This is a genomic window from Burkholderia sp. 22088, assembly GCF_052045915.1.
Taxonomy (GTDB): Bacteria; Pseudomonadota; Gammaproteobacteria; order Burkholderiales; family Burkholderiaceae; genus Burkholderia; species Burkholderia cepacia.
Window position 1 is genome coordinate 44,901 of the sequence record NZ_JBQEPY010000012.1, and the last position, 23,258, is coordinate 68,158.

Annotated in this window: 22 protein-coding genes, 1 tRNA gene and 1 riboswitch; of the genes, 7 read left to right on the top strand and 16 right to left on the bottom strand. The window is 66.8% G+C overall.

Translation table 11 applies throughout. The features are described from left to right. Positions 1-88: 88 nt before the first annotated feature. From ACTJLD_RS22935 to ACTJLD_RS22960, 6 genes are all read right to left on the bottom strand, one after another. The gene (locus tag ACTJLD_RS22935) at positions 89-2,875 is read right to left on the bottom strand and encodes a type VI secretion system Vgr family protein (protein ID WP_334067714.1); all 2,787 of its coding nucleotides are present in this window, start codon (positions 2,873-2,875) and stop codon (positions 89-91) included. A 393-nt stretch (positions 2,876-3,268) separates the two neighbouring features. Next, positions 3,269-3,344: transfer RNA gene (locus ACTJLD_RS22940), tRNA-Ala, on the bottom strand. Positions 3,345-3,410: 66 nt separating this feature from the next. After that, the gene (locus ACTJLD_RS22945; RefSeq protein WP_440659741.1) at positions 3,411-3,773 is read right to left on the bottom strand and encodes a c-type cytochrome; all 363 of its coding nucleotides are present in this window, start codon (positions 3,771-3,773) and stop codon (positions 3,411-3,413) included. Continuing rightward, positions 3,770-4,567 (bottom strand): BON domain-containing protein, encoded by a 798-nt coding sequence (locus tag ACTJLD_RS22950; RefSeq protein WP_027788619.1) that lies wholly within the window; start codon positions 4,565-4,567, stop codon positions 3,770-3,772. The genes ACTJLD_RS22945 and ACTJLD_RS22950 overlap by 4 nt, the downstream gene beginning before the upstream one ends. 17 nt (positions 4,568-4,584) lie before the next feature. Beyond that, complete coding sequence (locus ACTJLD_RS22955) at positions 4,585-5,169, bottom strand: SIS domain-containing protein (RefSeq protein WP_060175016.1); 585 nt, start codon at positions 5,167-5,169, stop codon at positions 4,585-4,587. 126 nt (positions 5,170-5,295) lie between these two features. Continuing rightward, positions 5,296-5,724 (bottom strand): YraN family protein, encoded by a 429-nt coding sequence (locus tag ACTJLD_RS22960; protein ID WP_185734092.1) that lies wholly within the window; start codon positions 5,722-5,724, stop codon positions 5,296-5,298. A gap of 46 nt (positions 5,725-5,770) precedes the next feature. On the opposite strand from ACTJLD_RS22960, the gene rsmI reads away from it, so the two are divergent. Further along, positions 5,771-6,652, top strand: coding sequence for a 16S rRNA (cytidine(1402)-2'-O)-methyltransferase (rsmI, locus tag ACTJLD_RS22965; protein WP_027788622.1), 882 nt, complete (start codon positions 5,771-5,773; stop codon positions 6,650-6,652). A gap of 108 nt (positions 6,653-6,760) precedes the next feature. Here rsmI and ACTJLD_RS22970 read toward each other — a convergent pair whose 3' ends face one another. Beyond that, the gene (locus ACTJLD_RS22970) at positions 6,761-7,372 is read right to left on the bottom strand and encodes a septal ring lytic transglycosylase RlpA family protein (RefSeq protein WP_027788623.1); all 612 of its coding nucleotides are present in this window, start codon (positions 7,370-7,372) and stop codon (positions 6,761-6,763) included. A gap of 657 nt (positions 7,373-8,029) precedes the next feature. Between ACTJLD_RS22970 and ACTJLD_RS22975 the strand changes: the two genes are divergently transcribed. The 3 genes from ACTJLD_RS22975 (at position 8,030) to ACTJLD_RS22985 (ending at position 9,880) form a co-directional block, all read left to right on the top strand. Further along, entirely contained in the window at positions 8,030-8,674 is a 645-nt protein-coding gene (locus ACTJLD_RS22975; protein ID WP_027788624.1) for an MBL fold metallo-hydrolase, read from the top strand. Further along, positions 8,671-9,330 (top strand): exonuclease, encoded by a 660-nt coding sequence (locus ACTJLD_RS22980; protein ID WP_027788625.1) that lies wholly within the window; start codon positions 8,671-8,673, stop codon positions 9,328-9,330. Before ACTJLD_RS22975 ends, ACTJLD_RS22980 begins: the two co-directional genes overlap by 4 nt. Positions 9,331-9,409: 79 nt before the next feature. Further along, on the top strand, positions 9,410-9,880 hold the full coding sequence (locus ACTJLD_RS22985; protein WP_006477376.1) for an Lrp/AsnC family transcriptional regulator: 471 nt from the start codon (positions 9,410-9,412) through the stop codon (positions 9,878-9,880). A gap of 33 nt (positions 9,881-9,913) precedes the next feature. Here the strand turns inward: ACTJLD_RS22985 and ACTJLD_RS22990 are convergent, their stop codons facing one another. The 3 genes from ACTJLD_RS22990 to ACTJLD_RS23000 all read right to left on the bottom strand — a co-directional run bounded on the left by ACTJLD_RS22990 (position 9,914) and on the right by ACTJLD_RS23000 (position 12,633). After that, positions 9,914-11,071: a cation diffusion facilitator family transporter gene (locus ACTJLD_RS22990; protein WP_027788626.1), complete on the bottom strand. Its 1,158-nt coding sequence runs from the start codon at positions 11,069-11,071 to the stop codon at positions 9,914-9,916. Between the two features lie 243 nt (positions 11,072-11,314). Then, positions 11,315-11,608, bottom strand: coding sequence for an H-NS histone family protein (locus ACTJLD_RS22995; protein ID WP_006491875.1), 294 nt, complete (start codon positions 11,606-11,608; stop codon positions 11,315-11,317). A gap of 365 nt (positions 11,609-11,973) precedes the next feature. After that, positions 11,974-12,633, bottom strand: a complete 660-nt coding sequence (locus tag ACTJLD_RS23000) for a HugZ family protein (protein ID WP_440659742.1) — start codon at positions 12,631-12,633, stop codon at positions 11,974-11,976. Positions 12,634-12,870: 237 nt separating this feature from the next. Between ACTJLD_RS23000 and ACTJLD_RS23005 the strand changes: the two genes are divergently transcribed. Beyond that, the gene (locus tag ACTJLD_RS23005) at positions 12,871-14,088 is read left to right on the top strand and encodes an MFS transporter (protein WP_440659743.1); all 1,218 of its coding nucleotides are present in this window, start codon (positions 12,871-12,873) and stop codon (positions 14,086-14,088) included. A 104-nt stretch (positions 14,089-14,192) separates the two neighbouring features. On the opposite strand, the gene ACTJLD_RS23010 is transcribed toward ACTJLD_RS23005, so the two are convergent. Together ACTJLD_RS23010 and ACTJLD_RS23015 are read right to left on the bottom strand one after the other, a co-directional pair. Then, positions 14,193-15,335, bottom strand: coding sequence for a branched-chain amino acid ABC transporter substrate-binding protein (locus tag ACTJLD_RS23010; RefSeq protein WP_027788629.1), 1,143 nt, complete (start codon positions 15,333-15,335; stop codon positions 14,193-14,195). Between the two features lie 415 nt (positions 15,336-15,750). Then, entirely contained in the window at positions 15,751-16,830 is a 1,080-nt protein-coding gene (locus ACTJLD_RS23015; RefSeq protein ID WP_440659744.1) for an NAD(P)H-dependent flavin oxidoreductase, read from the bottom strand. A gap of 283 nt (positions 16,831-17,113) precedes the next feature. Between ACTJLD_RS23015 and ACTJLD_RS23020 the strand changes: the two genes are divergently transcribed. Further along, complete coding sequence (locus ACTJLD_RS23020; RefSeq protein WP_027788631.1) at positions 17,114-17,806, top strand: dienelactone hydrolase family protein; 693 nt, start codon at positions 17,114-17,116, stop codon at positions 17,804-17,806. Positions 17,807-17,887: 81 nt separating this feature from the next. After that, complete coding sequence (locus ACTJLD_RS23025) at positions 17,888-19,366, top strand: amidase (protein WP_060174992.1); 1,479 nt, start codon at positions 17,888-17,890, stop codon at positions 19,364-19,366. A 98-nt stretch (positions 19,367-19,464) separates the two neighbouring features. Here ACTJLD_RS23025 and metF read toward each other — a convergent pair whose 3' ends face one another. The 4 genes from metF to ACTJLD_RS23045 all read right to left on the bottom strand — a co-directional run bounded on the left by metF (position 19,465) and on the right by ACTJLD_RS23045 (position 23,247). Then, positions 19,465-20,295: a methylenetetrahydrofolate reductase [NAD(P)H] gene (gene metF / locus ACTJLD_RS23030; protein WP_021164275.1), complete on the bottom strand. Its 831-nt coding sequence runs from the start codon at positions 20,293-20,295 to the stop codon at positions 19,465-19,467. 25 nt (positions 20,296-20,320) lie between these two features. Beyond that, positions 20,321-20,674 (bottom strand): phage holin family protein, encoded by a 354-nt coding sequence (locus ACTJLD_RS23035; protein WP_006477367.1) that lies wholly within the window; start codon positions 20,672-20,674, stop codon positions 20,321-20,323. 162 nt (positions 20,675-20,836) lie between these two features. Beyond that, entirely contained in the window at positions 20,837-22,255 is a 1,419-nt protein-coding gene (ahcY, locus tag ACTJLD_RS23040; protein WP_027788633.1) for an adenosylhomocysteinase, read from the bottom strand. Positions 22,256-22,287: 32 nt separating this feature from the next. Then, positions 22,288-22,413, bottom strand: a riboswitch (S-adenosyl-L-homocysteine riboswitch). A gap of 99 nt (positions 22,414-22,512) precedes the next feature. Continuing rightward, complete coding sequence (locus tag ACTJLD_RS23045; protein ID WP_006484033.1) at positions 22,513-23,247, bottom strand: RNA polymerase sigma factor FliA; 735 nt, start codon at positions 23,245-23,247, stop codon at positions 22,513-22,515. Positions 23,248-23,258 lie beyond the last annotated feature (11 nt).

Below are 23,258 nucleotides of genomic sequence, written 5' to 3' on the forward strand. Positions count from 1 at the left end.
CGGCCTGCGCCGATGAATTGTTTTCAGATGCAACCGGACTGGCCGGTGCTGTATCGGCTGTGTCTGCCATGATTATTCTTATCCCCGGTCAGCTCTTGTTCTTGAAGAAATTCACGACGAACGGTTCGAACTGGTTGCTCTGGATAGGGGCAAGCTTGCCCGCGGCGTCGGATTTCCCCTTCACCACTTCACCCGATGCTTTCGTGATCTCTGCCTGCATGCCCTCTACGGCCTGCCCATCTGTCGCCCGCACAAGCTTCGGCACGCGTCCAAGCGGCGCATGATCGAACTTCGGCATGTCCGTGCTCATGCTCGCCGGCCCCTGCCACGAGTGCCCCGCGGACTTTACCGTGAACGAGCCCGGGCACCCCAGCTCGATATCGCTGCCGTGCAGTTTCAGGTAGGCACCGCCGGATGTCGTGAAGACCACCTCGTCGCTCGCCATGCCGGCAAGCTTGCCACCGGCCGCCGTGAACTGAATGTTCTTCGCGGAATCGATCTGCGTGTCGTCATTCTGGCTCTGCAGCGTCACCTTGCCCTGATTCGCGATCGCCGAGACCCCATCGCTGTGCGCGAACATCGCGACCCCACGGCCGCCGTGCAGCGTGATGCGCTGGCCGCTGGTCAACTGCACATGTTGCTGCGCAACCTGATCGATGTTCTCGCCAGCGTAGGTCACGTGGGTCTTCGGCGTCATCGCAACCGAGCCGGCTTGCGCGCCGAACGCCATCAGCGCCTGCGATCCGGTCGCATCACCGGTTCCGGTGGTCGACGCCCCGCTACCGCTACCCGGCGTCCATCCCTTGAACGCCGCGGCGACTGCCTGCTGGCCCGCCGTATCGCTCGCCTGCCCGCCATGCTGGCCGGCGTAGTCGCCCAGTGACTTGAACAACTCTGTGCACTCGCCGAGCAGCCGCAGCAGCTCGTCGCGATCGAGCTGACCACCGCTCGCCTGCGAACGGGCGTAGGTCGTCAGGAGAATCCCTTGCGCGGCGCGCAGCGCAGCGGCCGCGTCGGTGCGTAATTCAGCGCCCTCTCCGCGATCCTGGCCTCGGCCGTCCTGACGAGGCTGCGTCAGATACCCGAGGTTCAGCTGGGAATGTGCATGCTCACTCGCCAATTGGCTGGAAATCTGGCCCGGCGTATCGTCGAGACGCAGCTGGTTATACCGGAACCCCTTGATCTCCTTGGTCTTGATACCTGACACATAGCGGTTGCCAGGGAGATTGCCGACGTGGGTGAACGCCGCCGGCGGATTCACGCCATTGCTCAGCACGTTGATGATGACCAGCCGGTCCGGGTCGCCGCCGAGGCTGCCGATCAGGACTTCCATGCCGACACGCGGCAGAAAGAGCGCCCCAAAGCTTCCGCCGGCAAGACTGGCGCCGACCCGGATCGGCGCACTGTCGCCAGCGTTGTCGTTCGTGCCAGCTCCCTGCGCGTGCGCATGGTCCGCCGGATCGAGACCGTGGATCCGCACGCGGACGCGGCCGTCGGCATCGCAGAACACTTCGTCACCCTGTTGACCGACGATCGTGCCGGTCAACAGGTGCGCGGGCGGCAGATCGACCTTGGGATCGTACGCCGGAGTAAGGGGCACGCCGCGCCGCACGCAGGTGAAATGGTTCTCGTAGCGCGTGTCGGATTCGGTCTCCGCCGCTGGCAGCTGCGATGGTGCTGGATAAGCGAGGTGCCGGCTCGCGGCAAACAGCGCCTGCACGCGGTCGGTCAGTCCCTTTGGTAAGTTATTCCAGACATCATGGTCGATCGACGTGATCACGAACTGCCGATGGTCGGACGACTGCATGTCCCATTCGGGGGCGCCGGCCAACGTAATCCACGCGCCTACGGCCAGGTCGCGCACGCTGCTCACGCCGTCGTAACGCTCGGCTTCGAACTGATGCGCGAGCATGCGGGCGCGTGTCAGACGCTCGTGATCGTTCCACGAATCGCCCGCATGCGGGATGTCGATGGCGACGTCGGTAAGCAGTTGTGCCAGATCGTTGCCGGACTCGCCCTGATTGAGACTCGTCGCGACCGTCGATTCGTCGATACGTGCCTTCTTGTAGTCCCACGACGGACGGCCGACCTGACCCGGGGTCAGCCGCTGATGCAGTGCGAACAGCGTAACGGTGTCGCGCTCCTCGGTCGCAGCATCGCGCGGATGCAACCGAACCGTGCCGGCCGGTGCCTCGAGCAGCAACATCGAATCGTCGCAGCACACGAGCGTATGCGCGGGCGTGCCATCGCGGCCGTCGACGCCGCCTTTGACCGGACCGGCCTTGGCGAACACCGTGATGCCCTCGCGCCGTAACAGGCGGCGCACGAATTTCGCATCCGATTCATTGACCTGTCGAGTCAGTTCGCGTGCCGGATACCGGTCGCGGCTCAAGCCGGACAAGTCGAATTCGAACGCCGCGGCCAGTGCCGGGCTGCGCCGACGCCATTCATTAAACAGCGTCGCGAGAATGTCGACGACGCTGCTCTGGCGGAATACGCGGGAATTCGTGCGCTTGTCCATCAACGACAGCGCGTCGCACACCGTAAGCTGGTACACGCACAGCTCGCCGTCGCTCTGGCCGATCTGCACGTCCTGCACGATTGCGTTGACGAAGTGCAACTGGCCTCGGTCGGTAACGAGCCGGATCGAGACAGGAACGCCGAGGAACAGTCGCGGAGACAGGTCGTGGCGAGGAGACACGCAGGTCAGATGCCCGTGAATACCGGTCATCAACCCTTCGTGCAGGTGCGCGTGCTGCAGCGCTAGCAAGTGTCCCAACGCGCCTTGCGCCTTGCCGAAATTCAAGGCTACCGGCCGACGATTCCAGTCGACCACCCCCGACGCAAAACTGCCTATTGTTTCGCTTATCGACACACTCGCTCTCTCAATATTGTTACAAACGTATTGGATTCGGCTTTGCGTCTCGCGTCACGGCACGGTCACACTACCGATTTGTGACAGTGAGGATATCAAATTTGCAGGAGCGATTCGGTGCCCGATGAACATCTATGCAGTTTGTCGACACAATCTGACTAAAATTGACCGAATTCCGCCGGTAGCGGATAAGGCGCCGGCATTTCGTCCGCGCGGACGACCGCCGGCCAAGCCACTTCGGCAGGTGGGCGCACGGCAACAGAGTCACGTGCGTGCTCGCTGACGTCGAGCAGAAAAGCAAAAAGCCGGCTCAGGGCCGGCTCTTTGTCAGCGAAGCCATAAGGCCACGCTTTGTACACGGAAGGATAACTTTGGTGATGCTAGGAATTCCGTTGGTGGAGCGGAGGAGGATCGAACTCCCGACCTTCGCATTGCGAACGCGACGCTCTCCCAGCTGAGCTACCGCCCCAACAGTCGACCATCATACACACGCATTTCTGCACTTGGCAATAGGGGTTGAGTCACCCCTGAAGCATTACTTTGACGGCGCACCAGCCAGTACCCATTCGACCACCGAACGCGCGTCGGCGTCGCTCATGCGCGGATGCGCCGGCATCGGAATCGCGCCCCAGACGCCGGAGCCGCCCTCCTTCACCTTCTTCGACAGCTTTGCCACGGCCTGCGGATCGGCCTTGTAGCGGGCGGCGACTTCCTTGAACGACGGGCCGACGAGCTTGCGATCGACCGCGTGGCAGCCCATGCACGCATTGCCGCGCGCCACCTTCAGGCCGTCGCCGACATCCGCGTGCGCGGCGCCCAGCGCGCCCGCCACGAGCGCCGCGGCTGCGGCGCCCTGCATCATCCACTGTTTCAATTGCTTCATCTGCGTGCTCTTCATTGCGACGGTGCCTTCGGGTTGCCCGGGTGCACGCTCGACGAATTCGAGATCGGCGCGGGCGGCTGCAGCGGCGTGGACTGCACCGACGCGTCGGGCACGGCGCCCACCGTCGCGGTATCCGCCGGCGCGGCGGCCTGCGCACCGGACGCGCCGCTCGCGGGCGACGCCGCCTGCAGCGCCTGCGCGTCCTGCGGCTTCACGTACTGGAACACCTTCACGACTTTCTCGACGCCGGGCACCTGGCTGGCGGCTTCCGCGCCGCGATTGCCCTCGTCGACCGTCACGAGCCCCATCAGGTAAAGGTTGCCGCGTTCGCTGACCACCTTGTAGTAGTTCGCCGAGATGCCCTTCGTCGCGATCAGCTCGGACTTCACGCGCCCCTCGAGGTACGAGTCGTTGGCGCGCGACGACAGCGACGACGCCGGCTCGACCGACAGCTCGTTGACGATGCCGTTCACGTTGTTGATGCCGCGCACGATTTCCTCGGCGCGCTGCTTCGATGCATCGTTCGGCACCTCGCCCGTCAGCAGCACGCGGCGGTTGAACACCGTGACGTTCACGTGCGACTGGTCGGGCAGCCCGTTGTTGATCTGCGTGAGCGACTTGACCTGGATCTCCCGGTCCTCCGTCTGCGCGCCGAGCGTACGGCGGTCGGTCGCGACCAGCGCGCCGCCGCCGGCCGCTGCGCCGACGATCCCGAGCACACAACCCTGCAGCGACACGGCGAGACCCGCCGTCAGCGCGGCGAGCAGCGTGGTTCTGACGAGCGTCTGTTTGACGCGGCTTTGATTCATCGACGGCTCTCCTTCGTTCAATCCTCACCCAGCAGCATCGCGTCGATGCCGTCGCACAGGCAGTGGATGGTCAGCAGATGGACTTCGTGGACGCGCGCCGCACGAATGGCGGGCACGTTGATCGGAATATCGGTGTCGGACAGCGCGGCCGCGACTGCATGGCCGTCGCCGCCCGTCAGCGCGACGACGGTCATCTCGCGCTCGTGCGCTTCGTCGATCGCCGCCAGCACGCGCGGCGACGCGCCGCCCGGATCGAGCACCAGCAGGATGTCGCCGGTCTGGCCGAGCACGCGCACCTGCTGGGCGAACAGTTGCTCGGCGGACACCGCACCCGCGAGGCCGCCCTGCGACGCATCGGTGGCCAGCGCGATCGCGGGCAGGCCCGGACGCTCGCGCTCGAAGCCGCCGACGAGCGACACGGCGAGGTAGTGCGCGGCGGCGGCCGACGGGCCGTCACCACACGCGACGATCTTGTTGCCGTTCGCCAGCGCGGCGAACATCGCATCGACCGCGGCTGCGATCGGCAGCGACAGTGCATCGGCCGCTTCGGCGTGAAGCGCGGCGCTGTCGCGGAAATGTTGCTGAATACGTTCGACTGACATCGATTCCTGGTGAACTGGGCGCGCGGCACGCATCGCGCGACATCGTGGGTGCGGCGAGTTTACCGTACTCCGGCACGCTCTCCGGGGGTCCGGCAAGAACTCTTTACATCTCGTCACAGCTCGCGGCTAGGCATCGTCGGCACGAAATGCGTCGCGCAGCCACTCGAGCCGCCCGGCCTCGAACGCGACGACGTCGAAGCGGCACGCGGCACCGGCGCCGTGGCGCGCCCAGAACTGGAGCGCGGCCGCCACCAGGCGCCGCCGCTTGCGCCAGCCGACGCTCGCGGCCGCGCCGCCATGCCGGACGCTGCGCCGCGCGCGCACCTCGACGAACACGAGCATGCCGTCGGCCTCGCGCATCACGAGATCGAGCTCGCCGCCGCGCATCGTCACGTTCGCCGCGACGAACACGAGGCCGCGGCGTTCGAGAAACTGCCGTGCACGCTGCTCGAACGCCGCGCCGACCGGCCTGGATCGCGCCGCGCCGGAAAAGTTGTCGCCCGCGCGCGGCAAACCGCGCCCGTCGCCCGGCCGCGCCGGCGCCGCGTGGCACAATGCCGTCCTTGTTCCGCTTGCGCCGCGATTGCGCGCATTGCCTGCCATGACTGCCCTCCTCGAACTCGCGCAAACGCAGCACTACCCGGAAGCCGCGCTCTACGTGGTCGCCACGCCGATCGGCAACACCGCCGACATCACGCTGCGCGCGCTGCACGTGCTCGGCCTCGCCGACCGCATCGCGGCCGAAGACACCCGCAACACGGGCCAGCTGCTCGCCCGCTACGGGATGTCGAAGCCGCTCCTCGCCGTGCACGAGCACAACGAACGCGAAGCCGCGCAGCGCGTGATCGAACTGCTGCGCGGCGGCGAACGCGTGGCCTACGTATCGGACGCCGGCACGCCCGGCATCTCGGACCCCGGCGCGCGGCTCGTCGACGCGGTGCGCGCCGCCGGCTTCGCGGTGATCCCGCTGCCGGGCGCGAGCGCGGCGGTGACCGCGCTGAGCGTGGCCGGCGACTGGGCCGGCGCGTTCACGTTCGCGGGCTTCCTGCCGCCGAAGGCCAGGCAGCGCGCGACCGCGCTGCAGGCGCTGGTATCGCACCCGTATGCGCTGGTGTTCTACGAAGCGCCGCACCGGATCGCCGAAACCGTCGCCGCGCTCGCCGATGCGTTCGGCCCCGCGCGCCGGCTGCTGATCGCGCGCGAGCTCACCAAGCTACACGAGCAGCTGTTCCAGGGCACCCTGGCCGAAGGACAGACGTGGCTCGCCGGCGATGCCAACCGGCAGCGCGGCGAATTCGTGCTGGTCGTCGAAGGCGCGCCGGCGACGAGCGGCGAAGCCGACGACACCGCGCACGACGCGCTGCTCAGGCTGCTGCTGGAAGAGGTGCCGGTGAAGAGCGCGGCGAAGCTCGCGGCCGCGCTGACGGGCGCGTCGCGCAACACGCTGTATGCGCGTGCGCTCGCGCTGAAGGATGAAAGCTGACGTGCCAGCCGGCCGGCACCGGGAAACCGGTGCCGACGTCGCGCCGGGCAGGAAAGACAAAGGGCTGCCCTCGGGCAGCCCTTTTGCATGAGCGGTCGATCCGCCGCGTTACTTCGTCGAGACCGACGCGAGCATTTCGTCGCGTGCCTCGCGCGCTTCCTGCGGCGACAGCCCCTCGATCTTCACGCGGCCCGTGCCGGCGTGCACGAGGCCGATCATCTTGGCAGCGGCATACGACAGGTCGAGCACACGGCCGCGCTTGAACGGCCCGCGATCGTTGACCTTCACGACGACCCACTTGCCGGACGACGCGTTCGTCACCTTGATGTACGACGACAGCGGCAGCGTGCGGTGCGCGGCGGTGAGCGCGTTCATGTTGAAGCGCTCGCCGTTCGCGGTGCGGCGGCCGTGGAAATCCCGCCCGTACCACGATGCACGGCCCGTCTGGCGGAAGTCGGACACATCCTTGCCGTCGATCGGCTCGGCGTCCGCCAGCGACGACTTCTTCGCGTCCTTGGCGTCGGCAGCCGGCATCGACGCCAGTGCGGAATCGAAATTCAGTTGCTGCTTGTCGTTGTCCGCCTTCGCGGCACCGGCGGTCTTGTCGACCGCGTTCTTCTGGTTCGCGCTTCCGGTGGTCTGGCTGGGTGGCACCGCGCAGCCCGTCAACGCGAAAAATAATGCAATGGTCCCGAAACGAGTCGGAAATCGTACGTTCATCGACGTGTCGCCTTCTGGTTCGGGCCGCTCCTTCGTCACGCCGCTTCACAGCGCGGACACGCGGCCCGGACGGCAAATGCGTGCACGCCCCGCTCGGATGCGAGCAGGCGGCTAGCATGGGCGCGGCTTTCGTCTATGCCGCAACCGTCCTGATTAGCTTTCACGTCTGGCGCAACCTGTCCCCAACAGCCTGACCAGACCCCACATGCCGCCATCGAACATGGCTTTCACGTTCGCGCGCGTCGAAACGACCAACGCACAGGAACGGCGGCACAGGCCTCATCCGGCGGCGCGGCAGCAGGGCCGCAGGCGGGCGCGCAGCACCCGGCCGGACAAGACGTGAGCACCGAATGCTCGGTGCTGGATACACCGCCGGACTCCCCGGCGGCTGATGCTTGACGGTGCTTCCGACACCCCTTTTTAACGGGGCCGAAACACCAGCGAATGGCGTGAAACTCACGCGCAATGGAGCGCATTATACATAAATCAAAACGCTGTCCTGAAAAGCACCGCCGGCGGACCATTGATTCTCACTATGGCTGTAACAATCGACATGCTCCGGGAATGCCCGGAGGCGCGCACCGCGACGCGCGTCGCGCGGCCGGCAAGCGGCACGCGCGACCGGTACAATCGCTCCTTTTAGCCGCCGGTGCCTCCATGAAAGTCACGCTCATTCCGGTCACGCCGTTCCAGCAGAACTGCTCGCTGCTCGTCTGCGAGAAGACGGGCCGCGCCGCCGTCGTCGATCCGGGCGGCGACCTCGACCGGATCCAGCAGGAAGTCGCGCGGCAGAACGTGCAGGTCGAGAAGGTGCTGCTCACGCACGGGCACATCGATCACTGCGCGGGCGCGAAGACGCTCGCGACGCACTACGGCGTGCCGATCGAAGGGCCGCAGGAAGAAGAGCGCTTCTGGATCGAGAAGCTGCCGATGCAGAGCGAGCGCTTCGGCTTTCCGGCCGCCGAAACCTTCGAGCCGGATCACTGGCTGAACGACGGCGACACCGTGCAGTTCGGCGACGAGACGCTCGAGGTCTATCACTGCCCGGGCCATACGCCCGGCCACGTCGTGTTCTTCAGCCGCGCGCATCGCGTCGCGATCGTCGGCGACGTGCTGTTCGCCGGCTCGATCGGCCGCACCGATTTCCCGCGCGGCAATCACGAGGATCTCGTCCGCTCGATCAAGGAGAAGCTGTGGCCGCTCGGCGACGACGTGACGTTCGTGCCGGGCCACGGCCCGGTGTCGACGTTCGGCGACGAGCGCCGCACGAACCCGTTCGTGTCCGACAAGGCATTCGGATGAACCAGACCGCCATCCCGGAAATCTACGTCAGCACCGACGTCGAGGCCGACGGCCCGATCCCCGGCCCGCACTCGATGCTGAGCTTCGCGTCGGCCGCCTATACCGAGGACAAGCAGCTGATCGCGACCTTCTCGGCCAACCTCGAGACGCTGCCGGGCGCGCAGGCGCACCCGGTGCAGGAAGCGTGGTGGAAGACCGAGCCAGAAGCATGGGCCGCGTGCCGCCGCGACCTGCAGGCGCCCGAGGCGGCGCTCGTCGCGTACGTCGACTGGGTCGAGGCGCTGCCCGGCAAGCCGGTGTTCGTCGCGATGCCGGCCGGCTTCGACTTCACGTTCATGTTCTGGTACATGATGCGCTTCGCCGGGCGCTGCCCGTTCTCGTGGTCGGCGCTCGACATCAAGACGCTCGCGTTCGCGATGACGGGCCTGCCGTACCGCAAGGCGATCAAGCCGCGTTTTCCGAAGCACTGGTTCGACGACCATCCGCACACGCACGTCGCGCTCGACGACGCGATCGAGCAAGGCGCGCTGTTCTGCAACATGCTCGCCGACCTGCGCCGCCAGCAGGCCGCGCTCGCTGGCCTCGCGGTATCGGACACCGATCGGTCGGAAAACGCGGGGGCGGGACAAAACCCCACGGATCCGCGAGCAAATTAGCGAATCTCGCTCAGCAACGCGACGCCAGATTGCCTTTCCTTTCCCGGCCCTCTAACATTCAGCATGTTGTTGCTGCCGCATGGAGGCGCAGGTGACGCTCGATTCCTTTTCGCAAAAAATCCTTCGCCTGTTGCAGCTCGACGCGCGCCGTTCCGTTCAGGAAATTTCCGACCAGGTCGGCCTGTCGAGCACGCCGTGCTGGCGCCGCATCAAGGACATGGAACAGTCGGGCGTGATCCAGCGCTACACGGCGCTGCTCGATCGCGAGAAGCTCGGCCTGCACGTCTGCGCGCTCGCGCACGTGCACCTGACCCGCCACAACGAAGGCGGCGTCGAGCAGTTCGAGCGCGAGATCGCGACCTGCCCGGAAGTCACCGAGTGCTACAGCACGACCGGCGAGGCCGATTACATCCTCAAGATCGTCGCGCCGGACATCAAGGCCTACGACGTGTTCCTGCACGAACGCATCTTCAAGATCCCCGCCGTGTCGCAAGTGCGCACGAGTGTCGTGCTGCGCGAGATCAAGTTCGACACGCAGCTGCCGCTGTAACGGCTGTCACGCGCACGGCCCGCCGGCGGCAGGTCACGCCTGCGCGGGCATCGTGCGCGTGAAGCCGATCCGGCGCGCGCCGAACTCGCGCTTCAGCGCGTCGGCGTCGAGCCGGCCGGCCAGCGCCGCATCGGTGTCGTGCGGATCGCACGCAAGCGTCACGTCGATCTCGAGCCCCGTGCTCAGGTAATGCAGGTTGATCGCCGCAGCATGCAGCCCGCGCTGCGCGAGCGCGGCCTCGAGCCGCGCCGCGATCTCGCCGCGCGGCGGCAGCGCGAGCGCCGGACGGCGCGCCGCGTCGTTCTCGGGGTCGACGTGGATCAGCGCGTCGAGCACGCGCGGGTCGCGCAGCACGCGTGCACGTGCGGTTTCCGCGATGTAATGCCCTTCGGAGACGGAGATCATCGGATCGACGAGGATGTGCGCGTCGACGAGCGCCGCATCGCCCATCTTGCGCGTGCGCAGGTCGTGCACGTCGCGCACGCCCGGCGTCGCGGCGAGCAGCGCGCGGATCTCGGCCGTATCGGTAGTGTCGAGCGCGCGGTCGGAGAGATCCTGCAACGCGTCATAGCCGAACGTCCAGCCCATGCGCGCGACCATGAAGCCGACGATCGCCGCCGCGATCGGATCGAGCAGCCGCACGCCGGCCAGGCTGCCGACGATGCCGATCGCGACGACGAGCGACGAGGCGGCATCCGAACGCGCATGCCACGCGTTCGCGACGAGCATCGCCGAGCGCACGCGCCGCGCTTCGCGCAGCATGTAGCGAAACAGCGCCTCTTTCGACACGAGCACCGTCAGCGCGACGACCAGCGCGGAAAAATGTACCGCCGGAATGTTTTCGAGATTAACTAGACGGTCGCCGGCCCGCCACAGCATGCCGACGCCGACTGCAATCAGGATTGCGCCGAGAAACAGCGACGCGACGGTCTCATAGCGGCTGTGCCCGTAATTGTGGTCGGCGTCCGGCGATGCGCCGCTATGCCGATTCGCAACCAGCACGACAAAATCCGAGATCAAATCGGAAATCGAATGCACCCCGTCGGCAATCAATGCTTGCGAATGCGCAATCGTGCCGACGACGATCTGAAATGTCGCAAGCACGACATTCAGCACAATACTGACGAACGTGCTCTTGCGTGCAACCGCGTGCTTATCTGCGCTCTGCGCGTCGCCGGAAAACGTGGACATGAAATATGAGATATCGGTGTGCGGTACCCAATTCTATCAAGGGCGCCCCGCGAATCCCGCCAATACCCGTAAATTTCTTATTCAAATCAATCGCTTATGCGAACAGGTCGTATTCCCATTCGCACCCTCGATTATTACATTTCCATGACAACGCCATGCGCGCGGCGGCTGCTGAAAACAAAAAAGCCGCGCTCCTGAACGGACACGCGGCTCTTTTGAAGCGCAGGTGACTTAAACAGACGTTTAAATCGCAAACTGTTCGCGGTTCTTGCCCGCGATCCAGCGCGGCGGCTTGCCGCGGCCCGACCACGTCGCGCCCGTTTCCGGATCGCGGTATTTCGCGGCGACGCCAGCGCGCGGACGGCCAACCTTGCCTGCCTTCGCGCGGCTGAGACCGAGTTCGGCGAGCGAAAAGCCGTAGTCGGCAATTTTCTGCTTCACGTCATTCAGCACTTCAGCGTATTCACGCGACTTCGCTTCTTCGATTTGCTTCTCCAGCTTCTCCCGCTGGGCCAGCAGGTCCTTGTAAGAAGACATAGTTTCCCTTTCTATCTGACTAATGGCGCCGGTCTGCAGCCAGCTCACCATTCATGAAATATATGTGCCTCGGATTTTCGAAGGCAGAGATTAGCACAAAAAAGATTTGATAGAAGCGAGATTCATGAAAATACCGAGATCAATTGAAATTCACTCGTGTCATTTTGACCGGCCGCGGCCTTTTCTCAAATTTTTACGTTCCTACACAGAGATTAGGACATTAGCCATTGGCTATTAGGTCTATCAACATACGCAATTACCCTGCATTCGGAAAAATAGAAGCTTTCATCGGACGACAGTTTTACGAAAATCGGACGGCGCCGCACGCTAAACGGACAAACCGCGGACAAGCCGGCACCGCGGCGTCACGTCACATCCCGCGCGCGCGCAATCAGCCGCTCGCGCAACACGCCCGCGTCGGCCGATGGCGTATCGAACGGCGTGCGCACACGGCGGCCGTCGTGTCGCCAGTCGGCGCCGTGACGATCGACGCCGAGCAATTCGAGCCCGTCGCGGCGCGCCGCGCCGCCGTCGTACGCGTCCCATAACGCCTGTTCCTCGTCGAAGGCGAGCGGCGGCAGCGCATCGAGATGCGTGCCGTCGACCCAGCCCATGCGCCCGAAACCGCCGATATAGCGCAGCCGCTCGACGTCGAGCGCCCAGAACGTGAAATCGCCGAGCGCCAGATAGCGCGCGGCGTCCGGCTCGTAGCGCAGGTAGCGCGCGGTGACGTGCGGATCGTCGCCGAGCGGCACGAACCGGCCGAGCAGCGTCGCGCGCTCGGCGTTCAGCACGTCGCCGCCGGACGCGTCGACGACGAGGAAGCCCGCGCGCGGATCGGCGGCCAGGTTGCGCGTGTGCTCCGCGAGGCCGCTCACGAGGATCACCGGACGATGGCTTGCATCGGGTGCAAACGGAACGACCGTCGGATACGGGAAGCCCTGCGGATCGCGCGCATGGGTGGCGAGCGTGCCGAGCGCGCAGCGGTGCAGCAGATGCAGGGCGAGAGCGGGATCGATGTTCAAGAGGACTCCTGCGGTCGAAGGGCGGCGCGCCGGGCACGCCATGCGCTTCGATGTTACCCGCGGGCGCGCTACGCCGCGCATCGGCCGAACGGCCAATGCGGCTTATACCAGGCACCACGACCGCCCGATCATCGGCCAAGCGGCCATCGCCCGGCAGGATCGTAAGCGGTTCGATAGAATCGGACGGGTCCGACGGGCGCCGCGTGCGTCCGCGCATTTCCTTTGACGAGCCTTTCCGTGTCCGAATCCTCCTCCCCCGAATCGTCGTCCCCGTTCGCCGCGCCGCCCGACGCGCATCGCGTGCTGCCGCTGCCGGCCCGCCAGCGCGCGCGCACGGCGTCGATGGCGCTGTTCTTCGTCGCCGGCATGATGTACGCGTCCTGGGGCGTGCACGTGCCGACCGTGCGCGACAAGTTCGCGCTGAGCCCCGGCCTGCTGTCGATCGCGCTGTTCGCGGTCGCCGGCGGCTCGATCGCCGCGATGCTGACCATCGCGCGCTGGATCACCCGCGTCGGCTCGCGCACCGCGTGCCTCGCCGGCGGGCTCGTGATGTCCGCGTGCGCGGCGCTGATCCTCGTCGTGCCCGACTACTGGATGCTGCTCGCGGTGCTCGCGCTGTTCGGTTTCTCGATGGCCACGCTCGACGTCGCGATGAACGCCGAGGCCAGCGCCGTCGAGATCGCGCTCGGCAAGCCGATCATGTCGTCGCTGCACGGGATGTTCAGCATCGGCGGCATGGCAGGCGCGGCCGCCGGCGGCGCGCTGCTGTCGGCCGGCATGGCGCCGGTCGCGCATCTCGCGCTCGCGGCAGCCGTGAGCGCCGCGGTGCTCGTGGCCGCCAGCCCGGCCGTGTTGCCGCACGTGCCGCACCACGAACACGCGGATGGCGGCGGCAACCGCTGGCGCTCGCCCGCGTTGTGGATGCTCGGCGGCATCGCGCTGATCGCACTGGTCGCCGAAGGCGCGATGTACGACTGGGCGACGGTCTACATGCGCGACGTCGTCGCGGCGAGCCCCGCGCTCGCGAGCGCCGCGTATGCGGCATTCTCGGGCGGGATGGCCATCGCGCGCTTCGCGGGCGACGCCGTGCGCGCGCGCTTCGGCGCGCCGCAGCTCGTATTCGCGAGCGCGTCGCTCGCATGCGCGGGGATGATCGGCGCGCTGCTGCTGCCGAACCCGGTCGCGGTGCTGACCGGCTTCACGCTGATGGGCCTCGGCCTCGCGAACATGATGCCCGTGCTGTTCGCGGCCGCCGCGCGCGTGAAGGGCATCCATGCGGCCGAAGGGCTCGCGCACGTGGCGGGGCTCGCGTATTTCGGGCTGTTGTTCGGGCCGGTCGTGATCGGTGCGGTCGCGCAGGCCGCGAACCTGACGATCGGCCTGTCGGTCGTCGCGCTGTGCGCGGCGCTCGTCGCGCTGGTCGCGCCGAAGGTGCTCGCACACCTGAAGATCTGACGGTGCGGCGCTCGCCGGGCCGAACGGCCAAAGGAAAACAAAAAGAAAACGCGCATGCGTTGCCGCATGCGCGTTTTCACCCCTTCTGTTGACCGCCTGTTGCGTTACATCTTCACTTCGTCGAGCAGCGACTTCTTGCCGCCCTTGTAGTTGTACAGCGAGATCACGCCGTGCTGCAGGTCGCCCTTCGAGTCGAAGGTCGTCGTGCCGATCACGCCCGAGTAGTTCGTCGCCGGCATCGCCGCGAGGATCTTCGCCGGATCCGTCGAGTTCGCGCGCTTCATCGCGTCGACGATGATGTACACGGCGTCATACGTGAACGGTGCGTAGATCTGGATCGGCTGGCCGAAACGCTTCTCGTACTTCGCCTTGAACGCCGCGCCGCCCGCCATCTTCTCGAGCGAGGCACCGGCTTCCGAGCACACCACGTTGTCGGTCGCGTCGCCGGCCAGGTCGGCCAGCTTTTCCGTGCACACGCCGTCGCCCGCGAAGATCTTCGCGCGCAGGCCGAGCTGCTTCGCCTGTTTCGCGAACGGGCCGCCGGTGGCGTCCATGCCGCCGTACATGATCGCGTCCGGGTTCTCGCCCTTGATCTTGGTCAGAATCGCGCGGAAGTCGACCGCCTTGTCGTTCGTCGCGTCATGCGACATCACCTTCAGGCCGAGCGCCTTCGCCTTCTTCTCGAACTCGTTCGCGAGACCCTGGCCGTAGGCGGTCGAATCGTCGACCACCGCCACGCTCTTGATGCCCTTCGAGTGCGCGTAGTTCGCGAGTGCCGGGCCCTGCTGCGCATCGGTGGCCACCACGCGGTACGTGGTCTTGAAGCCCTGCTGCGTGTAGGCCGGGTTCGTGGCCGACGGCGAGATCTGCACGATGCCCGCATCGCTGTAGATCTTCGAGGCCGGGATCGACGTGCCCGAGTTCAGGTGGCCGACCACCGCGACGACCTTGTCGTCGACGAGCTTCTGCGCAACCTGCGTGGCCTGCCGCGGGTCGGCCGCGTCATCCTGCGGGTCGAGTTGCAGCGTGATCTTCTGGCCGCCGACCGTAAGACCCTTCGCGTTGATTTCCTCGACGGCGAGACGCGCGCCGTTTTCGTTGTCCTTGCCCAGGTGTGCAATGCCGCCCGTCAACGGCGCGACGTGGCCGATCTTGACGACTTGATCGGCTGACGCGTTGCTTGCAGCTGCAGCGCACAGCATCGCTGCGGCGGTGATCGGCAACAGCTTTTGCATCTTGATATTCATGTAAGTCTCCAGTTCGGTCCCAAAAAACGCCATCGCCCGGTGCCCCGCTGCCATCCCTGTGTTTGCAATCACTGGACGATTCGCCGGATGCATCGTTCATGCACTTGGCCTCAAGCACGTGAAAACCGCCGCTTTTAGCGGCCGCCCGTCCGTACTTGCGCGCAAGTGTAGGTGATCAAATTAATTTGTGGGACTTTTTTGGGGTAGTGGTAACACTACCGATATGCGCACTTTGGAACGACTACTCGAATATCGCTGCAAGCCCCGCCGGATAAGGGTTTCCGCTAATTCCCGAGGCTTCGCCGAAAGGTCGCTTCAAAGTATTCCCGGGGCATTTCGATTCGGTATTTTGTGCCCGGGATCATTGAATGAAACGCGCGTGACAGCGCGCGTTTCGTCGTCCGGCATGAACGATTCAGGCAGCCGCCGCACGCCATTCGGCATCGAGCGCGGCGACGAGCTGCGACGTCGTCAGCGCATCGCCGCGCCGCCGCGCGAGCGGCGCGCCCTGCCCGGCCCACAGCGACAGATAGTCGCCGTCGTTCGCGCGCGCGGCGGCCTGGCGCAGCGGCTGCGTCAGCGCGTTCTGCACCGGATACGGCGCGACGTCGGCCACGCGTTCGCCGAGCCGCGCCATCAGCGTATTGCGCAGCCCGCGCGCGTGGCGGCCGGTGATCGCGCGCGTGACCTGCGTCGACGTATCGGTGCTCGCGAGCACGCGCGCCTTCCAGTCCGCCGCGATCGCGCTTTCCGTGCAGGTGAGGAACGCGGTTCCGAGCTGCGCGCCCTGCGCGCCGAGCGCAAGCGCGGCCGCAATCCCGCGGCCGTCCATGATGCCGCCCGCGGCGAGCACGGGCAGGCCCGTCGCGTCGACCAGTTGCGGCACAAGCGCGAACGTGCCGATCAGCGCGTCATCGGCGGAACCGATGAACGTGCCGCGATGGCCGCCCGCCTCGGCGCCCTGCGCGGACAACGCGTCGGCGCCGGCCGCCTGCCATGCGAGCCCCTCGGCCACGTGCGTCGCCGTGCCGATCACATAGGTGCCGGCGGCCTTCAGGCGTGCGACGTCGGCCGCGTCGAGCACGCCGAACGTGAAGCTTGCAACGGGCACGCGCAGCGCCACCAGCGCATCGAGTTGCGCACGGAAATCCGGCGCGTAGCGCGCGGGCGCGGTGCCCGGCGGCAATCCGAGCGCCGCGTTCAGCGGGTCGATCGCGGCCAGCGCGCGCGCGACGGTCGCCGCGTCGGGCGTCGCGTCCGGCAGCACGAACAGGTTGATCGCGAACGGGCGGGCGGTCGCCGCGCGGATGGCTTCGACTTCGGCCGCGATGCGCTCGGGCGCGAACGCGGCGGCGCCGAGACTGCCGAGCGCGCCGGCATTCGATGCGGCGGCGACCATCGCGGCCGTGGTCGCGCCGACCATCGGCGCCTGCACGAGCGGCGCGCGCAGGCCGAAGCGTTCGGAAAAGGGCGTGGAAAACAGGCGGGCAGACATGGCGAATCCTTCGATGACGATGCGCGAAAGCGCTTTGTAAAGGCTGGCACATCGACTCTATCGAAGCGGCGCCGCGCCGAAAAATGAATAATCGAGATCGAAACGATCGCTGCGCGAGAAGCAGGCACGTGTCCTGCGCCGATACACGATCGGCGGCACATGAAGCCGCCTCCCTCGCCCCGGGGTGCGTGTCCTGCACCGTCACACGATCGGTGGCACACTAGGCCGCCTCTCTCACCCCCGGGGCGCGCATCGCGCACCCCGTTCGCCAGGAGTTCAGAACGTGACTGCCCAATGGATCGACATCCCGACCGGTAACGACAGCTTCGGCGGCTATCTCGCGCTGCCCAAGCGCGGCACAGGCCCTGCCGTCATCATCATCCAGGAGATCTTCGGCGTGAACTCGCACATCCGCGCGGTCGCCGACCAGTACGCGTCCGACGGCTTCGTCGCGCTCGCGCCGGACGTGTTCTGGCGCACGCAGCCGCGCGTCGAGCTGACCTACGAAGGCGCGGATCGCGACAAGGGCATCGAGCTGATGAAAAAGACCGACGTGGGCCTCGCGGTCGCGGACATCGGCGCGGCCGCCGATGCGTTGCGCGCGCGCCCCGAAGTGGCCGGCAAGATCGCCGCGATCGGCTACTGCTTCGGCGGCCAGCTCGCATACCGCGCGGCCGCGACCGGCAAGATCGACGCGGCCGTGGCCTACTACGGCGGCGGCATCCAGAACGCACTCGACCTCGCCGGCAAGGTCACGCAGCCGATCCTGTTCCACTACGCCGAAAACGACCACGGCATCCCGCTCACGGCCGTCGACCAGGTGAAGGCCGCGTTCGCCGGCCACGGCCATGCGTCGTTCCACGTCTATCCGGGCGCCGAGCACGGCTTCAACTGCACGGATCGCGCGTCGTACAACCAGCGCGCATCGGCGCTCGCACACGGCCGCACGCTGACCTTCCTCGCCGAGCACCTCTAAAAAAGGGCGGCAGCGGGCCCCTTGCAGCGGGCCCGCGTTATGCTGCCGACATCGCCACGCGTCACAACGGGGGTGACTGCGATGCACTCGGACTATCTCGCGCACGACGCGATCGGCCTCGCCGCACTGGTACGCGAACGCAAGGCGAGCCCGCGCGAACTGCTCGACGCCGCGATCGGCCAGGCCGAAGCGGTCAACAGCGCGATCAACGCGATCGTGCTGCAGGACTACGAAGCCGCACGCCAGCGTGCGGTCGCCGCGCCGGACGGCGGCGCCGACGCGCCGTTCGCCGGCGTGCCGTATCTGGTCAAGGATCTCGGCGCGGCGGTGGCCGGGCTGCCGCTGTCGATGGGCAGCCGGCACTACCGGTATTTCGTGCCTGACGACGATTCGCCCGTGATCGCGCGAAGCCGCGCGGCCGGGCTCAACGTGTTCGGCAAGACCAACACGTCGGAAATCGGCCAGATGCCGTACACGGAACCCGAGCTGTTCGGCGCGTGCCGCAATCCGTGGAATCTCGACCACACGCCCGGCGGCTCGAGCGGCGGCGCGGCCGCGGCCGTCGCGGCCGGCATCGTGCCGCTCGCGCATGCGTCCGACGGCGGCGGCTCGATCCGCATTCCGGCGTCGTGCTGCGGGCTGTTCGGCCTGAAGCCGACCCGCAACCCGGTCCTCGTCGACCGGCCGTCGAACGGCGAGCTGGTCGTCCAGCATGCGGTCACGCGCAGCGTGCGCGACAGCGCGCTGCTGCTCGACGTGACGACCGGCCAGACCTTGCCGGCCGGCGCGCCCGGCACGTTCCTCGGCGAGCTCGACACGCCGCCCGGCCCGCTGCGGATCGGCCTCGTGCTCGACCCGATGCTCGCGCCGGCGCTCGCCGACGACACCCGCGCGGCGCTCGACGACGCGGCCGCGCTGCTCGAATCGCTCGGCCACCACGTCGAGCCGGCGACGCTGAACGTCAACTACGCACGCACGGCCGAAACCTTCCTCACGCTGTGGGCGACGATCGCCGAGGAGATGGTGCTCGGCGCACGCGCGCTGACCGGCCGCACGCCGAAGCGCGGCGAATTCGAAGCCGCGACGTGGGCGATGGCCGTGGTCGGCCGGCGCCTCGCGCGCACCCGCCTGCCGGACGTGCTCGAATGGCAGCGCCAGCTCACCGTGCAGGTCGCCGGCATCGTGTCGCGCTACGACGCGATCCTGTGCGCGTCGCTCGCCGGGCCGCCGGTGAAGATCGGCGAGTTGCAGCCGACGCCGTTCGAATCGGCGCAGATGAAGGTGCTCGCCGCGCTGCCGGTGAAGCCGCTGCTGAAGGAAATGCTCGCGAGGTCGTCGGAAAAGGCGTTCACGTGGGCCGGCTGCACCGAGCTGTTCAACCTGACCGGCCAGCCGGCGATGTCGGTGCCGCTCTACTGGAACGCGCGCGGGCTGCCGATCGGCGTGCAGTTCGCCGCGCGCCACACCGACGACGCGCTGCTGCTCAGGCTGGCACGGCAGCTCGAACAGGCACGGCCGTGGTTCGACCGCCGCCCGCCGCTGATGCAGGCGCAGCGCTGACGCGCGCGGCCCCGCTCCGCAGCCCTCGAAAAAAAGCCCCGCCGGCAGAACCGGCGGGGCTTTCGCACACTTTCACGCATGCAGTCGCGTGACCGCGCCTACACGTCGAGCCGTTCACAGATCGTCCGCGTCGCGGCCGCCGTGTTCAGCGTGTAGAAATGCAGCCCGGGCACGCCCGCGTCGACCAGACGCTGGCACAGGCCCGTGACGACGTCCGCGCCGAACGCGCGGATCGACTCGCGATCGTCGCCGAAGCTCTCGAGCCGGCGCGCCACCCAGCGCGGCACTTCGGCACCGCACATCTCGGAGAAGCGCATCAGCTGCGAGAAGTTCGTGATCGGCATGATGCCCGGCACGATCGGCACGTCCACGCCCAGCTTGCGCGCATCGTCGACGAAGCGGAAATACGCGTCGGCGTTGAAGAAGTACTGCGTGATCGCGGAATTCGCGCCGGCTTTCACCTTGCGCGCGAAATTCTCGAGATCGGCCTTCGGCGAGCGCGATTGCGGGTGGTACTCCGGGTAGCCGGCGACCTCGATGTGGAACCAGTCGCCATGCTCGGCGCGGATGAAGCTGACGAGCTCGGACGCATAACGCAGTTCGCCGACCGCGCCCATCCCGGACGGCAGGTCGCCGCGCAGCGCGACGATGTGGCGGATGCCGTACGAGCGGTACTGGTCGAGGATCGCGCGCAGGCTGTCGCGCGACGAGCCGATGCACGACAGGTGCGGCGCGGCCTCGAGGCCGTCCTTCTGCATGTCGAGCACGGTATCGAGCGTGCCCTGCTGCGTCGAGCCGCCGGCGCCGAACGTCACGGAGACGAATTTCGGCTTCAGCGGCATCAGTTGCGCACGCGTGGCGCGCAGCTTCTCGACGCCTTCCGCCGTCTTCGGCGGGAAGAATTCAAACGAGAGTTCGATCGGTTTCATGATTCGGTGGGAACAGGCTCAGGCCTCAGCCGATGTCGCGCTGACCGAAGATCAGTGCGGACAGCAGCCACGACACGATGCTGTACAGGATCGAACCGAAGAACGCGGACCAGAACCCCGACACCTCGAAGCCCTTCAGCAGCGACGACGCGAACCAGAAGCACAACGCGTTCACGACGAGGATGAACACCCCGAGCGTGACGATCGTGACGGGCAGCGTCAGCAGGATCAGCACCGGGCGGATCACCGTGTTGATCAGGCCGAGCACGACCGCGATGATCAGCGCCGTGCCGAAGCTCTTGATGTGGATCGACGGCACGAGGTACGTGATGATCAGCAGCGCGAGCGCGTTGATGACCCAGGTGAGGATGACGCTCATGGAGTGCTCCGGTTCGGTTGTCGATCGGTACGATCAGTGGCCGCCGCCGGCCGCCGCGGGTGCCCGAAGGCGCGCCGCGGCAGCCGGCGATCCCGCGCCGTGCCGCGGTGCCGGGTGCGCGTCGGCGACGCGCGCACGGCACCGCGGCGGCGGCGCATCGGATCAGTAGCGGTAGTGGTTCGGCTTGAACGGGCCGTCCTTCTGCACGCCGATGTACGAAGCCTGCTCGTCGGACAGCACGGACAGGTTCGCGCCGATGCGCGCGAGGTGCAGGCGGGCGACCTTTTCATCGAGATGCTTCGGCAGCACGTACACCTTGTTCTCGTACTCGTTGCCGCGCACGAACAGCTCGATCTGCGCGAGCGTCTGGTTCGCGAACGAGTTCGACATCACGAACGACGGGTGGCCGGTCGCGCAGCCGAGGTTCACGAGGCGGCCTTCCGCCAGCAGGATCACGCGCTTGCCGTCCGGGAAGATGATGTGGTCGACCTGCGGCTTGATGTTTTCCCACTGGTACTGGCGGGTCGACGCGACGTCGATTTCCGAGTCGAAGTGGCCGATGTTGCAGACGATCGCGTTGTGGCGCATCGCCTTCATGTGATCGTGGTTGATCACGTGGTAGTTGCCGGTGGCCGTCACGAAGATGTCGGCCTTGTCGGCCGCGTATTCCATCGTCACGACGCGGTAGCCTTCCATCGCCGCCTGCAGCGCGCAGATCGGATCGATTTCGGTGACCCACACGGTCGCGCCCAGGCCGCGCAGCGACTGCGCGCAGCCCTTGCCCACGTCGCCGTAGCCCGCGACGACCGCGACCTTGCCCGCGATCATCACGTCGGTCGCGCGCTTGATGCCGTCGACCAGCGATTCACGGCAGCCGTACAGGTTGTCGAACTTCGACTTCGTGACCGAGTCGTTCACGTTGAACGCCGGGAACGGCAGGCGGCCGTCCTTTTCCATCTGGTACAGGCGGTGCACGCCGGTCGTGGTTTCTTCGGTCACGCCCTTGATGTGCGCGAGGCGCGTCGAGTACCAGGTCGGGTCCGCGTCGAGGTGCTTCGCGATCGACTTGTACAGCGCGACTTCTTCCTCGTTGGTCGGCTTCGCGATCACCGAACGGTCCTTCTCGGCCTTCGCGCCGAGGATCAGCAGCAGCGTTGCGTCGCCGCCGTCGTCCAGGATCATGTTCGCGAATTCGCCGTTCGGCCATTCGAAGATGCGGTGCGAGAACTCCCAGTATTCGTCGAGCGATTCGCCCTTGAACGCGAACACCGGCGTGCCGGCTTCGACGATCGCGGCAGCCGCGTGGTCCTGCGTCGAGAAGATGTTGCACGATGCCCAGCGGACGTCGGCGCCGAGCGCCTTCAGCGTCTCGATCAGCACGCCGGTCTGGATCGTCATGTGCAGCGAACCCGCGATGCGCGCGCCCTTCAGCGGCTGCTGCGCCTTGTATTCGTCGCGGATCTGCACGAGGCCCGGCATTTCGGTCTCGGCGATGTTCAGTTCCTTGCGGCCCCAGCCGGCCAGCGCCATGTCGGCGACGACGAAATCGTTGGAAGCCTTGGAATCGATAATGGCGTTCATCACGCCCTCCTTTCTAAAAAGTTTCTAGATTGGTGACGTGAGCGCCGTTCAGGAAGCGGGGCCGGTGCAACGGTCGCGATACGCGCGCCGCACGGCTGCTTGGTGAAGCTTTCCGAGCCTGGCGGACGCAGAGGTCCGTCGCAACGCTCCTCGGAAAACGGAGGGGATTGTAGCAAATCGGCGCGCGGAATGCGCACACGGATGCAGATGCCGAACGCGCGGCGTCGACGCGCGCGGCCGTCAGGAACGGTAAAGGGTCAGGATTCCGCGCCGACCCACGCCTGTTCGCGCAGCCGCGCGCGCAGGCGCGCGACGGCCTGGCTGTGCAGCTGGCATACGCGCGATTCGCTCACTTCGAGCACCGCGCCGATCTCGCGCAGATTCAGACCCCGTTCGTAGTACAGCGACATCAGCAGCTTCTCGCGCTCCGGCAGCCGCTCGATCGCCTCGACGAGCGCTTCGCGCAGGTGCTCGTCGAGCAGTGCCGACAGCGGGTCCGCGTGGTCGACGCGGTAGCGGTCGAGGAACGGCTCGTCGTCGGCCGCGCGGTCGAAATCCTCGTAGTAGATCAGCTGGCTGCCGTGCAGGTCCTGCAGCATCCCCTGGTATTCGTCGAGCGGCATGTTCAGGTGCTGCGCGATCTCGGTCTCGCTCGCCGAGCGGCCGAGATGCTGCTCGACCTGGTGCACCGCGTGCTCGACCTCGCGCGACGTCTTGCGCAGGCTGCGCGGCAGCCAGTCGTTGCTGCGCAGCTCGTCGAGCATCGCGCCGCGGATGCGCTGCGTCGCGTAGGTCTCGAACTGCGCGCCCTGGTCTTCCTTGTAGCGGCCGGCCGCGTCCATCAGGCCGATCATGCCGGCCTGGATCAGGTCGTCGAGGTCGACGCTCGCCGGCATCTTCGCGACGAGCTGCAGCCCGAGGCGACGCACGAGCGGCGCATATTGCGCGAGCACGTCGGCCTGGGACATCTTTCCTTGAGCGTTGTACATCATGGCTCTCTCCT

Coding starts and splice junctions, on each gene's coding strand:
- ACTJLD_RS22945 (WP_440659741.1), bottom strand. CDS start 3,773: ATGAAGAGCACGCAGATGAAGCAATTGAAACAGTGGATGATGCAGGGC.
- ACTJLD_RS22950 (WP_027788619.1), bottom strand. CDS start 4,567: ATGAATCAAAGCCGCGTCAAACAGACGCTCGTCAGAACCACGCTGCTC.
- ACTJLD_RS22955 (WP_060175016.1), bottom strand. CDS start 5,169: ATGTCAGTCGAACGTATTCAGCAACATTTCCGCGACAGCGCCGCGCTT.
- rsmI (WP_027788622.1), top strand. CDS start 5,771: ATGACTGCCCTCCTCGAACTCGCGCAAACGCAGCACTACCCGGAAGCC.
- ACTJLD_RS22970 (WP_027788623.1), bottom strand. CDS start 7,372: ATGAACGTACGATTTCCGACTCGTTTCGGGACCATTGCATTATTTTTC.
- ACTJLD_RS22975 (WP_027788624.1), top strand. CDS start 8,030: ATGAAAGTCACGCTCATTCCGGTCACGCCGTTCCAGCAGAACTGCTCG.
- ACTJLD_RS22980 (WP_027788625.1), top strand. CDS start 8,671: ATGAACCAGACCGCCATCCCGGAAATCTACGTCAGCACCGACGTCGAG.
- ACTJLD_RS22985 (WP_006477376.1), top strand. CDS start 9,410: ATGGAGGCGCAGGTGACGCTCGATTCCTTTTCGCAAAAAATCCTTCGC.
- ACTJLD_RS22990 (WP_027788626.1), bottom strand. CDS start 11,071: ATGTCCACGTTTTCCGGCGACGCGCAGAGCGCAGATAAGCACGCGGTT.
- ACTJLD_RS22995 (WP_006491875.1), bottom strand. CDS start 11,608: ATGTCTTCTTACAAGGACCTGCTGGCCCAGCGGGAGAAGCTGGAGAAG.
- ACTJLD_RS23010 (WP_027788629.1), bottom strand. CDS start 15,335: ATGAATATCAAGATGCAAAAGCTGTTGCCGATCACCGCCGCAGCGATG.
- ACTJLD_RS23015 (WP_440659744.1), bottom strand. CDS start 16,830: ATGTCTGCCCGCCTGTTTTCCACGCCCTTTTCCGAACGCTTCGGCCTG.
- ACTJLD_RS23025 (WP_060174992.1), top strand. CDS start 17,888: ATGCACTCGGACTATCTCGCGCACGACGCGATCGGCCTCGCCGCACTG.
- metF (WP_021164275.1), bottom strand. CDS start 20,295: ATGAAACCGATCGAACTCTCGTTTGAATTCTTCCCGCCGAAGACGGCG.
- ACTJLD_RS23035 (WP_006477367.1), bottom strand. CDS start 20,674: ATGAGCGTCATCCTCACCTGGGTCATCAACGCGCTCGCGCTGCTGATC.
- ahcY (WP_027788633.1), bottom strand. CDS start 22,255: ATGAACGCCATTATCGATTCCAAGGCTTCCAACGATTTCGTCGTCGCC.
- ACTJLD_RS23045 (WP_006484033.1), bottom strand. CDS start 23,247: ATGATGTACAACGCTCAAGGAAAGATGTCCCAGGCCGACGTGCTCGCG.